The sequence below is a fragment of the Streptomyces indicus genome, from assembly GCF_900100315.1.
Taxonomy (GTDB): Bacteria; Actinomycetota; Actinomycetes; order Streptomycetales; family Streptomycetaceae; genus Streptomyces; species Streptomyces indicus.
On record NZ_FNFF01000013.1, the window covers coordinates 184,006 to 197,313 of the forward strand.

Below are 13,308 nucleotides of genomic sequence, written 5' to 3' on the forward strand. Positions count from 1 at the left end.
GCCCGACTGTCAAGGATGCCTCGGCCGACCCTATAGCACGCACATTCGATTTACGGTCACAGTCCACCACCTTCACCCGAAGGAGTGGCGGGACTATCGTCGAGGTCATGAATGATCATGAGCACGACCTGCTTCTGGTGCGGGAAGCGACCGACCGGCTCCTTGCCGCGGCGGCCAAGCTGGACAACGCCGCCGTCGCCGGACCGTCACGGCTTCCCGGGTGGACCCGTGGTCATGTGCTGGCGCATGTCGCCCGCAATGCCGACGCCCTGGTGAACGTCCTGGCCGGGCACCCCATGTATCTGAGCGCCGAGGCGCGCGACGCGGACATCGAGCGGGACGCGCCGCGCCCGCTGGACGTCCAGCTCGACGACGTGCGCGACAGCGCGGCCCGCTTCACCGCCCAGGCCGCGCAGCCCGCGGACTGGTCGCGCACCGTGGAGCTGCGCAACGGGGTCACGGACAAGGCCGCCCGTCTGCCGTTCCGCCGGCTCGTCGAGGTGGAGCTGCACCATGTCGACCTCGGCATCGGCTACGAACTCGAGGATCTGCCCGAGGAGTTCACCGACCGCGAGATCGCCTTCCTCGCGGAGCGCTTCGCGGGCAACGCCGCGGTGCCCCGTATCGCGATCACCGCGAGCGACGGCCGTCAGTGGACCACCGGCCGCACGGACGGCGACCCGGTGTCCGTCATCGGGCCCGCCCCCGCCCTGCTCGGCTGGCTGTCCGGCCGCCGCGCGGGCGCGGAGCTCGAGTGCGACGGCGGTCTGCTGCCCGTCCTGCCCGCGCTGTAGCGCACGGCCGCACCCCGCGCGCGCATCCCTGCGTACCGGGCGGGCACCGGTCGGCCCCTGGGGGCCGCGGAACCCGCTCGGTACGCTGAGGCCATGACGTACAGCGGAGCGGTGACAGTCGGCGGGCCTGCGGACGTGCATGAACTGGCGGACCTGATGATCTCCAAGGTCGCGGTCGGCCCCATGAACAACAACGCCTATCTGCTGCGCTGCCGGGCCACCGGCGAGCAGCTCCTGATCGACGCGGCCAACGAGGCCGACACCCTCCTCAAACTGATCGGCGGCGACGGCATCGCCTCGCTCGTCACCACGCACCGGCACGGCGACCACTGGCAGGCGCTGGAAGAGGTCGTACAGGCGACGGGCGCCCGCACGTACGCGGGCGCGTACGACGCGGAGGGCATTCCGGTACCGACCGACGTACGCGTCGAGGACGGTGACACGATCCGCGTCGGCCGCGTCGAGCTCACCGCGCGCCACATGGTCGGGCACACGCCCGGCTCGATCGTGCTCGTCTACGACGACCCGCACGGGCATCCGCACGTCTTCACCGGCGACTGCCTCTTCCCGGGCGGGGTCGGCAACACCTGGAAGGACCCGGAGGCCTTCGCCAGCCTCCTCCACGACGTCGAGACGAAGCTCTTCGACGTGCTGCCGGACGAGACGTGGGTCTATCCCGGACATGGCGACGACACGACGCTGGGCGCCGAGCGCCCGCAGCTGCCGGAGTGGCGCCGCCGCGGCTGGTGAGGACGGCGCCCGGCGGGGCGCCCGGCCCTCCTCGCAGATGTCCATGCGACCGATCGTGTCACCCGCCACTGACAATCGAGCGTTTGCGCAGGTCAGAGGCAAGTTAGGGGTCTGAGACGGCCGTCATGGAGCTCCTGGAGGTGGCGGAGGCCTTCGGTCTGGGCGAACCGCTGCGGACGCACGCGCTGCGCGGCGGAAGCTCGAGCGGTGCGTGGCGCCTCGATACCCAGGACGGGGCGTGGCTGGTCAAGGTCCAGCCGCCCGCGGGCGACTGGTGGGCCAGGTCGGCGCGGCGCGCGTACGAGCTGGAGAGCGCGGCCCAGGCCTCCGCTCTGCCACTCCCCCGGCCGCTGCTCCCACCCGATCCGGCCATCGGTTTCTGGCATGACGCGGGGCCGTACTACGCGCGCGTCTCGGCCTACGTGCCGGGCCGCACCGCGCGTCTCGGCGATCCCGGTCTGGCCGAGTGGCTCGGCGGGACGCTCGCCGCCGTCGCCGCCCTGGACCTGCCCGCCGACCTCGCGGACGACGAGTCCGCTCCCCTGCATCCGCCGGCCGACTGGCGCGCCTGGGCTGCCGAGGCACGGGGGTCCGAAGTGGCGGACGCCGCACAGGAGTTGCTGCCGGCCGTGGCCGAGGCAACCGGCCTGGTCCGCGCGGCGGAGGCCGGCGCTCCCGCGGCCCGGCTCGGGCACCGGGACACCGGGCTCGCCAACATCCTCGTGCACCAGGGCTCCTTCACCTTGATCGACTGGGACGCCGCGGGGCCGGTCATCCCCTGGTGGGACGCGGTGCACACGGCCCTGCGGTGCGCGGGCGGGCTGGACGCGCCGGGTACGACGGACGCGGCGGCCGTACGGCAGACCCTTGCCGCGTACCGCGCCGCGGGCGGGCCCGTGGGAGCGGCGGACGAGACGGCGTTCGCGGGGCTGCTGCGCTCCACGCTGGCGTTCACCGCGTACACCTTGTGGCTGGCGCTGGGGCACCGCGGCGGCGACGCGGAATTCCGGGCGCAGGGCGCGCGGCGGTTCCGCGCGAGTGCCGACTCTCTCCACCGCGCTCTCGGCTCGCTGCCGGAGTGGCAGACGTGATCGGCGGGTGAGGCGGGCGCGCGTCGGCCACGCTACGTACGGCAGGCCGGCAACGCTGTGTAGCCGGTCAACGGACCCACTGCGCAGGCAGTCACCGGGCACACCGCGCAAGGCGGTCGTCGGCCCCACTGGACAGCAGGTCGCCGGCCACGCTGCGTAACCGGCGGAGCCCGCGGGCAGTTGACGCGGCATGCACGACGCACCCCCGTCACATCCCGCGCCCGCCCCGAGCGCCGGTTCCCGGCCGGTCTCGATGACGCGCCTCGCCACCGCCTCGCTCGCCGGCACCGCCATCGAGTTCTACGACTTCTTCATCTACGGCACGGCGGCCGCCCTGGTGCTCGGGCCGCTGTTCTTCCCGACCTTCTCGCCGCTGGCCGGCACGCTCGCCGCCTTCGGCACCTTCGGGATCGGGTTCCTCGCGCGGCCGCTCGGCTCCGTGCTCTTCGGGCACATCGGGGACCGGCGCGGGCGGCGACCGGTTCTGATCGCTTCGCTGCTGCTGACGGGCGGCGCGACGGTGGCCGTCGGCTGCGTGCCCACGTATGACGCGATCGGGCTGTTCGCTCCCGTACTTCTGCTGGTCCTGCGCTTCCTGCAAGGGCTCGGGCTCGGCGGCGAGTGGGGCGGCGCGGTGCTCCTGACCGCCGAGCACGCGCCCGCGGGCAGGCGAGGGCTGTGGGCGAGCTTTCCGCAGATCGGGCCCTCGGTGGGCTTCCTGCTCGCGAACGGTGTGATGCTCGCCCTGACCGCGGGCCTGACCGACGCGCAGTTCGCGGCGTGGGGCTGGCGGGTGCCGTTCTGGGCGGCGGGGGTGCTCGCGGTCGCCGGGCTGTGGCTGCGGCATTCCGTCACCGAGACCCCGCAGTTCCTCGGCGTCCAGGAGCACGCGCGCGTCCCGCTGCTCGAAGTGGTGCGCGACCACTGGCGGTTGGTGCTGCTGACCGCGGGCTCCATGGCCATCGGCTACGCCATCTTCTATACGGTCTCGACCTGGGCACTCGCCTACGGGACCGAGCAGCTCGGGGTGGCCCGCACCGTGATGCTCACCAGCATCATGGCCGCCGTCGCGATCAAGGGCGCGATGACGCCGTTCGCGGCGATGCTGAGCGACCGGGTCGGGCGGCGGCCGCTCTGTCTGTACGGGGCCGGGGCCGCGGCGCTGTGGATGTTCCCGCTCATCGGGCTGCTCAGCACCGGGGAGCCGCTCCTCATGTTCTGCGGCTTCCTCGTGGCGCTGCTCGCTTTCATCGCGATGTTCTCGGTCCTGGCCGCGTATCTCCCGGAGTTGTACGAGCCGAGGGTGCGGTGCACGGGCGCCGCCGTGGGCTACAACCTGGGCGGGGTGCTCGGGGGCGCCCTCACCCCGATCGTGGCGACCGTCGTGGCCGGACGCGGGGACGGACCGCCCTGGGGTGTGGCCGCGTATCTGACGGTGATCGCGCTGGTCAGCCTCGGGTGCTTCGCACTGCTTCCGGAGACGCGGCCGGCCGTGGCGCGGGAGCCTGCGGCTGCTTGAGCGGGGGCGTGCGGTGCGTGGAGGTCCTGGGCGGGGCCGGTCGCGCGGCGCGTGAGCAGAGGGGCGGTGTGCGTGGCGTGCCGGGTCCGCAGCGGAGAATGGGCGCGTGAGCTTCCACTACCGCCTCATCGGTCCCACCCGGGTCCTGCGCGAGGACGGCACCGAGGTGCCGCTCGGCGGGGCCCGGATCCGTGCGCTCGTGGCCGCGCTCGCGCTGGCCGGCGGGCGCAGCGTGCCGGTCGGCGGTCTGGTCGCACAGATCTGGGCCGCGGAGGAGGAACCGCCCGCCGACGAGGTGAAGGCGCTGCAGGCCCTGGTCGGGCGGCTGCGGAAGGCGCTCGGCGCCGCGGCGGTGGCCACGGGGCCCGGCGGGTACCGCCTGGTGGCCGAGTCAGAGGATGTCGACCTCTTCCGGTTCCGGCGGCTGGCCGCCGAAGGGGCGGCCGCGCTCGAGGCGGGCGAGGCCGCACGGGCGGCCGGGCTCCTGGACGACGCGCTCGGCCTGTGGTCGGGAGATGTGCTGCACGACCTGCCGGGCCGCACGACGGATCCCGAGGTCGTACGGGCCGAACAGCAGTACCGGCAGGCGCGCAGGGCGCGACTCGCGGCCGAGGTGGCGCTCGGACGGGCCGCCGGAACCGTGGACGAACTCACGGCCCTTGCCGCTGAGTCCCCGCTTGACGAACCCCTCCAGGCACTGCGACTGCGAGCGCTGCGGGCGGCGGGACGGCGGGCGGAGGCGTTGGCCGGCTACGAGGAGGTGCGCAGGCTGCTGCTCGAGCGCCTGGGGACCGATCCCGGCGAGGAACTCCGGGAGGTGCACCGGGAGTTGCTCGGGGTGACGGAGGGCGGCACGCCCGGCACCCCCGGCAGCCGCGACGACCGGGCTCCGGGGCCCGGCGCGCACGGCGCGCACGGCACGACCGGAACCCGGACCGGCCACGAGCCTCTCGCAACACCCGCGGGCAACCTCCGTGCCCGGCTGAATTCCTTCGTCGGTCGCGAACGGGAACTTTCCGAGTTGGCCGACGAGTTGAGGAAGCAGCGACTTGTGACGCTGCTCGGTCCCGGCGGCGTGGGCAAGACGCGGCTGTCCCTGGAAGCAGCCGATGCGCACAAGGAGGTGTGGCCGGACGGAGTCTGGATGGCCGAACTCGCTCCCGTACGGGAGGGATCCGCGGTGGTGGAAGCGGTGCTCACCGCGCTCGGCGCGCGGGAGACGACGCTGCGCGGCCCCGGCGCGGCGGACGAGCTGCAGCTCGCTTCCCAGGATCCGCCTGCCCGCCTGGTGGAGCACTGCGGCCGACGGCAGATGCTGCTGATCCTTGACAACTGCGAACATGTCATCGGCGCCGCCGCCGAGTTGGCCGAGACGGTCCTCACCCGCTGCCCCGGGGTGACCGTGCTCGCCACGAGCCGCGAGCCGCTCGGTGTGCCGGGTGAAGCCGTGCGCCCTGTGGAGCCCCTCCCGCAGGACGTGGCGCTGCGCCTGTTCGCCGAGCGGGGCGCGGCCGTGCGTCCCGGTTTCCGCGCCGAGGACGATGCCGAGGCGTGCGCGGAGATCTGCGCGCGGCTCGACGGACTGCCGCTCGCGCTCGAACTGGCCGCCGCCCGGCTCCGGTTGCTCACCCCGCGGCAGCTCGCGGACCGGCTCGACGACCGCTTCCGGCTGCTCACCGGCGGCGGCCGCACCGCGCTGCCGCGTCAGCAGACCCTGCGGGCCGTCGTGGACTGGTCCTGGGACCTGCTCGACGCGGACGAGCGGGCGGTGCTGCGCCGGCTCGCGGTGTTCGCGGGCGGGTGCGCCCTGGAGCAGGCGCAGGAGGTGTGCGGGGACGACCCGTTGCACACCCTCGATGTGCTGGGCTCCCTCGTCGACAAGTCGCTGGTCGTGGCCGAACCGGGTGGCATGGGCGGGCCGCGCGGGAACGGTCCAGTCGGGGACGGTGCGGGTGGGGGCGATCCGGCGGGGAGCGAGCCCGCCGGGAGCGGGGCAGCCGGGAATGGTCCGGCCGGGATGCGCTACCGGTTGCTCGAGACGGTCGCCGAGTACGCGTCGGCGCGGCTCGACGAGTCGGGTGAGCGGGCGGCGTACGAGCGGCGGCATCTCATCGCCTACCGCGAGCTGATGCGCACCGGCGAGCCGGAGTTGCGGGGGCCCCGGCAGGTCGAGTGGCTGGAGCGTTTCGAGCTGGAGCACGACAACGCGAAGGCGGCGCTGCGTACGGCGGTCGAGGTCGGCGCGGAGCAGGACGGGCTGTGTCTGGTGCACGCGATGAGCTGGTTCTGGCAGCTGCGCGGGCACCAGGCGGAGGTCGGCACATGGTCGAAGGCGGTGGCGGCGCTCGGTCCAGACCCGTTCGCCGAGCCGGTGCGTCCGGCCGTGCCCCTGGTCGAGCGGTGCACGGACAGCGCGCCGCCGTGGGACGAGGAACAGATGTGGGAGGCGCGGCGGGGAGCGCGGATGATGGTGCAGGCCGCCCCGACCGGCGAGGAGCCGGACCTGGCGCAGCTGCGGCGGATCGTGGCCGCGTACCGGAGCGGGTTGCCGCAGGTGTGCCGCCAGCCGGGCTCCATGTGGTACTTCGCGCGGATGATGACCGGCGGCTTCGCGGGCCTCGAGGAGACCATGGACGCCGTGGTCCGTGACTGCTGGGAGCTCGGGCCCGGGTGGCGCGAGACTCATCACTGGGAGCTGGGGTTCACGCTGCTCATGCGGGCTAAGTTCGTGCACGACCGGCCCGCCACCCTGGAGCAGGCCACCGATGACGCCGGCCGCGCGCTGTGGCACTTCGAGCGGACCGGGGACCCGTGGGGGATCGCCGAGTCGCTGTCCGCGCGGGGCGAGGCGCATCTGCGGCGCGGCCTGTTCGAGCAGGCCGCCGCGGACTTCGCGCGGGCCGTCGACGGGGCGAGCGCCGCGGGGGCCTTCCGTCAAGTCCCGGTGTTCAAGGCGCAGTTGGCCGATGTGCGGCTGCGCACGAGTGAGGATCCCGCGGCCCGGGCCGATGCGGAGCGGCTGCTGCTCGAAGCGGTGGAGGAGTCGTCGCGGTACGGCGCCGAACCGCTGGGCACGGCCCGGCTGCTGCTCGCACGCCACTACGGCAGCACGGGCCGGCTGGCCGAGGCGCGGGCGCAGGTGGCGGAGGTGAAGCGGGCGCTGCCGCCGGACATGCCGCTGCTCTTCCACGGCACGGTCGCGGGCATGCGGGGCTGGTTGGACTGCCTCGACGGGAACTACGCGTCCGCGCTGGCCCATCTGCGCGAAGCGGTACGGGAGATGGCGAGCGTCGCGTATCTGGTGGCGCCGCAGCTGATCGTGGACCAGTTCCTCGCCGCCGCCTGGGCCAAGGCGCGGCTCGGCCAGGGCGGGGACGGGGCGCGGCTGCTCGGCACGTACGACCGGCAGGCGCTCAGCGGTGGGATGGGCTTCCGCCCGTTCCCGGACCAGGCGGCGATGCGCCGGCACGCGGAGGCGGAGTTGCGGGCGGTCCTCGATCCGGCGGCGTACGAGCGCGGTTACGCGGAGGGCGGGGAGCTGTCGGTCGAGGAGGCGGCGGGGTTGGTGTGAGGGGGCGGGGCGCGGCGTGAAGGGGCGACGGGTCGGCCAGGAGGGGGGCGGGGCGCCGCCCCCCTCCTGGCCGCTACTCCCCCGCCTCCGCCTGGGCCAGCAGCTCCTGGGCGTCCGCCAGGTCCGCCTCCGTCGGAGCGTCGTCCTGGGTGAGACGCAGCCGCCAATAGCCGGAGAAGTGCAGGGACTTCTTGTCGATCCCGCGGTCGTCCACGAGATGGCGGCGCAGGGCCCGTACGGCACCCGCCTCACCGCCGAGCCACGCGTACACCGACCCTGCCGGGAACGAAGCGGCCCGTACGGCCTCGACCAGCACCTCTCCCGCGGCGGCCGGCGCGCGCCCCGGCACGGCGCGCTCCAGCCAGTGCACCGTCACCTCGCCCCGGGTCGCGAACTCCTGCCGCTCCGCGCGGTCGGCCACCTCCACGTACGCCACCGCCCGCGAGCCCTCGGGCAGCGCCTCGAGGATCGTGGTGATGGCGGGGAGCGCCGTCTCGTCACCGGTCAGGAGCATCCAGTCGGTGGTCGCGAGCGGTACGGGCTTGGCGAAGTAGGCCGAGGGGCCGAACATCGCGAGCCGCTGCCCCGGTTCGGCCTGCCGCGCCCAGGCGGTGGCGGGCCCTTCGGAACCTTCGCCGTCCCCGTGCAGGACGAAGTCGACGGTGACCGTGGCGCGCTCGGGGTCGTGGCGGCGGATCGTATAGCTGCGCATCCAGGGGCGGACCTCTTCGGGCAGGGCGTTGAACGCCTCGTACCAGCTCATGAAGTCGTCGCCGGGTGCGGGCAGTACGGGGGCCTCCTGGCCCGGCTTGGGGAAGTAGAGCTTGACCTGCTGGTCGGGGCCGGCGAGCCGGAGCCCTTCCAGCCCTTCGCCGCCGAAGGTGATCCGCGCGAGGCGGGGCGTGGGGTGCCGCACCTCGACGACGTGCAGGGAACGGACCGGGAGCGTCATCTCGTACGTCATGGGGCCGAGGCTCCCGGCAGCCGTCTACAGACGGTCGACAGGCCGCCTACACAGCAGAACGCACGGAGAAACGGAAGGCGGAACGAAAGGCGAAACGGGCTGCGGAACGGCACCGGCCCGCCCGCACCGAAGTGCGGACGGGCCGGCTGCGGAGGCGGTGCGGAAGGTCAGGCCTCGATGCCGGCCTTCTCGTCGGACTCCGTGGTCGCCTTCTTGGCCTCGGCCTCCGCCTCGGCAGCGGCGATCTTCTTCGAGGCGATGAGGCTGGTGATCGTGGTGACGATCAGCACGGCGCAGATGACACCCAGGGAGACCGGGATCGAGATCTCCGGGACGTGCACACCGCTCTCGTGCAGGGCGTGCAGCACCAGCTTCACGCCGATGAAGCCGAGGATGATCGACAGGCCGTACGAGAGGTGGACCAGCTTCTTCAGCAGGCCGCCGATGAGGAAGTACAGCTGCCGCAGACCCATCAGGGCGAACGCGTTGGCGGTGAAGACGATGTACGGGTCCTGGGTCAGGCCGAAGATCGCCGGGATCGAGTCCATCGCGAAGAGGATGTCGGTCATGCCGATGGCCAGCATGACGACGAGCAGCGGCGTCATGACCTTCTTGCCGTGCTGGACCACGAACAGCTTGGTGCCGTGGTACTTGTCGGCGACGCCGAACTTCTTCTCGATCGACTTGAGGAGCTTGTTCTCCTCCCAGTCGTCCTCCTCCTCGTCGGCCCGCGCCTCCTGGATGAGCTTCCAGGCGGTGTAGATCAGGAACGCGCCGAAGATGTAGAAGACCCAGGAGAAGCTGGCGATGATCGCCGCGCCGGCGGCGATGAAGATCGCACGCAGGACCAGGGCGACGAGCACACCGATGAGCAGCACGCGCTGCTGAAGGTGGGACGGCACCGCGAACTTCGCCATGATCAGGATGAAGACGAAGAGGTTGTCGACACTGAGCGACTTCTCGGTGATGTAGCCCGCGAAGAACTCACCGGCCGCCTGGCTGTTGCCCCAGATCAGCAGGCCGATGCCGAAGAGCACGGCCAGCACGATCCAGACGACGGTCCAGATTCCGGCTTCCTTGATGGACACGTCATGGGGCTTGCGCCCGATGAAGAAGTCGACAGCAATGAGGGCACTCAGGCCCACGATCGTGAGGACCCAAAGGGTCATGGAAACATCCACTGCGCCTCCGGCAGTACGTAACGGCACAATTCCAGCGTCGTCGCTGCCGGAGGTCTCCTCCACCCGAGATGGTTCACCTCGCGTTCGGGCCGACGTCCCGGGACCCCTGTGGGTCCGTACTGACGGAATCGTCGCAGTCGGGAGTACTCCCCTCCGCACGCAGAAGACTACCGGGAAACCCAAGAGAAGGTAAAGGGTGAGGTAAAGCACACGCCAAGTTCGCAGGTCAAGGGCCGTACGGCAGGGAAAGGAACGGCAAAGGGCTCCCCTCGGCGGGGAGCCCTTCGGAGCCCTTCGGAGCCCTTTGGAGTCCGTCAGCGCCCGTCAGCGCCCGTCAGCGCCCGTCACAGCCTGCCGGTTCGCCGGCCGGAAGGCTCAGCGGCCCCACTCGCGGCGGGCATGCGCCACCTGGCCGAGCACCTGCTGCAGCACCGCGCTGCCCGGCGGCACGAGCGCCGGCTGGTACGTCCAGGCGTGGCCGATCCACGGGTCGGCAAGGTGGTCGTCCGGCACCGGGGTCAGCCGGAGCAGGGAGCGCCACAGCGGATCGAGGACCGGCCCGTAGGCAGAGGCGTCCTCGCGGTCGGCCACAAGCATGAGGTGCACGCCCACGGCCGGGCCCTCGTCCGCGAGATAGCGCAGCTGCGTCACGGCGCGGTCGTCGAAGCCGTGCGGGAAATCGTTGACGATCAGGAGCTGCTCGGCGGTGTCGAGGTCCGGCGGCAGAGCGTCCGTGGCACCGCCGCGGACCGCCATCTGCACCAGCTCGACGCGCTTGGTCAGGCGGGCCAGGACCTCGGTGACCCCCGCGGCCCCGTAGCCGGACGGCTGGGCCATCACGCCGGACTGGAGCAGCGGTGCGAGCGGGCCCGCCGCGCTTCCGCCCGCGTCGATGGCGTGCACCGCGAAGTCGCCCGGCGGGTAGACGGCGAGCAGCCGTGCGGCGAGCGCGACCGCGGTCTCCATGGCCAGGCGGTGCAGCTCGGCGCTGTCGTGGAAGGTGACGCTGCCCGACGAGGAGCGGCCAGCGTCGATCCACAGACCGCGCTCGAGCGGAAGCCGCATGAGGAGCGGAATGCGCACGTCGGCGCTCTCCGGCAGATGCAGATCACCCAGGCGCAGGGCCATGGGGACCTCCATCGGGACGCGGTACGCGTGCCACACCGGGTTGTCCCAGGCGGCGAAGGCCGGCGGCAGCGCCGGCTCGACCACGTCGGCCTCGGCCTTCAGCTGGGCGAGGTCGCGGTCGAGCACCTCCCTGGCCTGGTCGACGAGCTTCGCCTGCTTGGCGCGCGCGGCCTCCCGCGCGGCGTCGCCCGTACCGCCGATACGGCTGCGCGGATCGGACAGGACCTTGTCGAGCTCCTGCTCCATCCGGGACTCGGCGAAGTCCACGGCGCTGCGGTACGCGGCGGTGGTCCGGGCCAGGTCCTCGAACATGCCCCAGACCTGGTTGTACAGCCGCTCCTCCATGGACCAGCCGGTGGCATCGCCAGCGACGGGCTGCGCGGGCTGACCCGGCTGGGCGGGCGGCGCGGCCGGCGGCGGGGTGGGCGGCGCGGCGGCGGCCGGACGGCGGCTCGGGTGCGCGTAGTTGACGCCGCTCGTGGAGGGCGTCTCCGGGGGTGCGGAGGCTCCGCCGCTGCCCGCGGCGGAGGGCTGGGGAGTGGTGGGCGGCTGCGGTGCGGCGGGCTGCGGTGCGGGCGACGGCTGGGATGCCGCGGCCGCCGCGCCGTGCTCGCCCGCCGGGCCGGCGGTGGCCGCGGTGCGCCGTACGCGATCGGTCTCCGCCGTACGCGGAGGGGGCGCCGCGACCGAGCGGGCCATGCCGCGCGCCACCGCGTCGAGGATCTGGGTGGCGATCTCCCGCGCCTGGGCGAGGCCCTGGTCGGCGAGCATCTCGGCGAGTCCGCCCGCATAGCCCTGGCCGACGGCACGGACCTTCCAGGCACCGTTCCTGAGGTACAACTCCAGGGCGACGACGGCCGATTCGGGGTCGAGATCGGTGATCGTGTAGCTCGCGACCTCGGCCCCGTCGAGGCCGGTGACCGCCACGAAGGGGGCCGCGACCGCGCCGAAGCGGACCGGACCGCCGACGCCGACGGGGAGCGCGAGCAGCACATTGACCCGCTCCACCGCGTCCGGCAGGGCTTCGAGGTCCACCGCGAGCCGGTGGTCCGCGGCGGCCTGCTGCGACACTTCGAGACCCGGCAGCTGCGGCGACCCGGGGTGGGCGATCCATTCGGCGCCGCGCACCTTGCCCTGCGCGTCGCTGAGCGTGGCGCCCGCCACGATGGGCTTGCCCGCGGATACCCGGATCTCCAGACGGGTTTGAGGCAGCGGGGCGTTCTGACCCCGTACCAGCTCGACCGTCATGGTGTTGGTCCCCCTCGTCGCTGTGTTCAGTTGGGCGCGGCGGTGTGCCGGCCGGCTTGCGTGGTCCTCGGCGCGGTCCACGCCGGTACGCGGACGCGGACGGCTCCCGGTGGCCGCTGGGGCGCCCGGGAGCCGTGAACCGCGAACTGCCTCAGAGGTGCGGCAGGATCGCCGGCATCAGGTCCTGGAACGTACGGCCGTTGGCCGGCTGGCCGAGCGCCGTCATCGTCCAGCCCGTGCCGGAGCGGTGCACCTTCGCCATGATCTGGGCGGTGTACTGGCCGCCGCCGTCGAGCGTGTAGCGCGCCATCTCCTGGCCGTTGGTCTCGTCGACCAGCCGGCAGAACGCGTTCTGCACTTCCTGGAAGGTCTGGCCCGTGAACGAGTTGACCGTGAACACGATCTGGTCGATGTGGACCGGGACGCGCGCGAGGTCGACCAGGATCGACTCGTCGTCGCCGCCCTGACCGGCGCCGCCGACCAGGTTGTCACCGGTGTGCCGCACCGAGCCGTCGTCGCTGACCAGGTGGCGGAAGAACACCACGTCGACCGGCTGCTTGTCGGCGAAGAGCACCGCCGATGCGTCCAGGTCGATCTCCCGCGTACGGGATCCGAACAGGCCGCGGCGCGGGGCCGCCTGCCAGCCGAGACCCATGCGCACCGCGGTCAGCGTGCCCCCGTCGCTCTTCTGCAGGCTGATGGCCTGACCCTTGGTCATGTTGACCGTCACGCGCTGTCCCCTCTCATCGCCAAACTCATCCCCGCCCACCGCCTGTGCGTGCGGTTGCGATGAACCCTACGCAGTGGGACTGACAAGCGGGCCCCCGGGCCTCGCCTTTGTGTCGGTCTTGCAACACTCCTGGTCCGCGCGAAGGGACTTGCGCGCCACAGTGGGCGATTTGCCCGCTGGAATGCCTGAATTGCCAGGTCCCGGCGCCGAAGGCCGCACCCCCTGCTCCGTTTGCCGATACGCCATCGTGCGGCTGCGGACGGTTCACGCGGGGCCGCAGGGGCCGGGCATCGGCACGCCCGGCCCGCGGGCCCGCCCGTATCGCGCGGGCT

The 13,308-nt window shown here is 72.8% G+C and carries 9 protein-coding genes; 5 read left to right on the plus strand and 4 right to left on the minus strand.

The annotated features are described in order from the left end of the window. Nucleotides 1-107: 107 nt before the first annotated feature. The 5 genes from BLT97_RS27390 to BLT97_RS27410 all read left to right on the plus strand — a co-directional run bounded on the left by BLT97_RS27390 (nucleotide 108) and on the right by BLT97_RS27410 (nucleotide 7,725). Complete coding sequence (locus BLT97_RS27390) at nucleotides 108-794, plus strand: maleylpyruvate isomerase family mycothiol-dependent enzyme (RefSeq protein ID WP_093614790.1); 687 nt, start codon at nucleotides 108-110, stop codon at nucleotides 792-794. A gap of 93 nt (nucleotides 795-887) precedes the next feature. Then, the gene (locus BLT97_RS27395) at nucleotides 888-1,544 is read left to right on the plus strand and encodes an MBL fold metallo-hydrolase (RefSeq protein WP_093614792.1); all 657 of its coding nucleotides are present in this window, start codon (nucleotides 888-890) and stop codon (nucleotides 1,542-1,544) included. A gap of 125 nt (nucleotides 1,545-1,669) precedes the next feature. Next, complete coding sequence (locus BLT97_RS27400) at nucleotides 1,670-2,635, plus strand: aminoglycoside phosphotransferase/kinase family protein (RefSeq protein WP_093614794.1); 966 nt, start codon at nucleotides 1,670-1,672, stop codon at nucleotides 2,633-2,635. A gap of 253 nt (nucleotides 2,636-2,888) precedes the next feature. After that, on the plus strand, nucleotides 2,889-4,154 hold the full coding sequence (locus BLT97_RS27405; RefSeq protein WP_093614877.1) for an MFS transporter: 1,266 nt from the start codon (nucleotides 2,889-2,891) through the stop codon (nucleotides 4,152-4,154). 106 nt (nucleotides 4,155-4,260) lie between these two features. Then, nucleotides 4,261-7,725, plus strand: a complete 3,465-nt coding sequence (locus BLT97_RS27410; RefSeq protein ID WP_093614796.1) for an AfsR/SARP family transcriptional regulator — start codon at nucleotides 4,261-4,263, stop codon at nucleotides 7,723-7,725. Between the two features lie 73 nt (nucleotides 7,726-7,798). On the opposite strand, the gene BLT97_RS27415 is transcribed toward BLT97_RS27410, so the two are convergent. The 4 genes from BLT97_RS27415 to BLT97_RS27430 all read right to left on the minus strand — a co-directional run bounded on the left by BLT97_RS27415 (nucleotide 7,799) and on the right by BLT97_RS27430 (nucleotide 12,976). Then, the gene (locus BLT97_RS27415) at nucleotides 7,799-8,689 is read right to left on the minus strand and encodes a siderophore-interacting protein (RefSeq protein WP_245769568.1); all 891 of its coding nucleotides are present in this window, start codon (nucleotides 8,687-8,689) and stop codon (nucleotides 7,799-7,801) included. 167 nt (nucleotides 8,690-8,856) lie between these two features. Then, complete coding sequence (locus BLT97_RS27420; RefSeq protein WP_093614798.1) at nucleotides 8,857-9,870, minus strand: TerC/Alx family metal homeostasis membrane protein; 1,014 nt, start codon at nucleotides 9,868-9,870, stop codon at nucleotides 8,857-8,859. A gap of 375 nt (nucleotides 9,871-10,245) precedes the next feature. Then, nucleotides 10,246-12,246, minus strand: coding sequence for a TerD family protein (locus BLT97_RS27425; RefSeq protein ID WP_093614800.1), 2,001 nt, complete (start codon nucleotides 12,244-12,246; stop codon nucleotides 10,246-10,248). Nucleotides 12,247-12,397: 151 nt separating this feature from the next. After that, nucleotides 12,398-12,976, minus strand: a complete 579-nt coding sequence (locus BLT97_RS27430) for a TerD family protein (protein WP_093614802.1) — start codon at nucleotides 12,974-12,976, stop codon at nucleotides 12,398-12,400. Nucleotides 12,977-13,308: the final 332 nt, after the last annotated feature.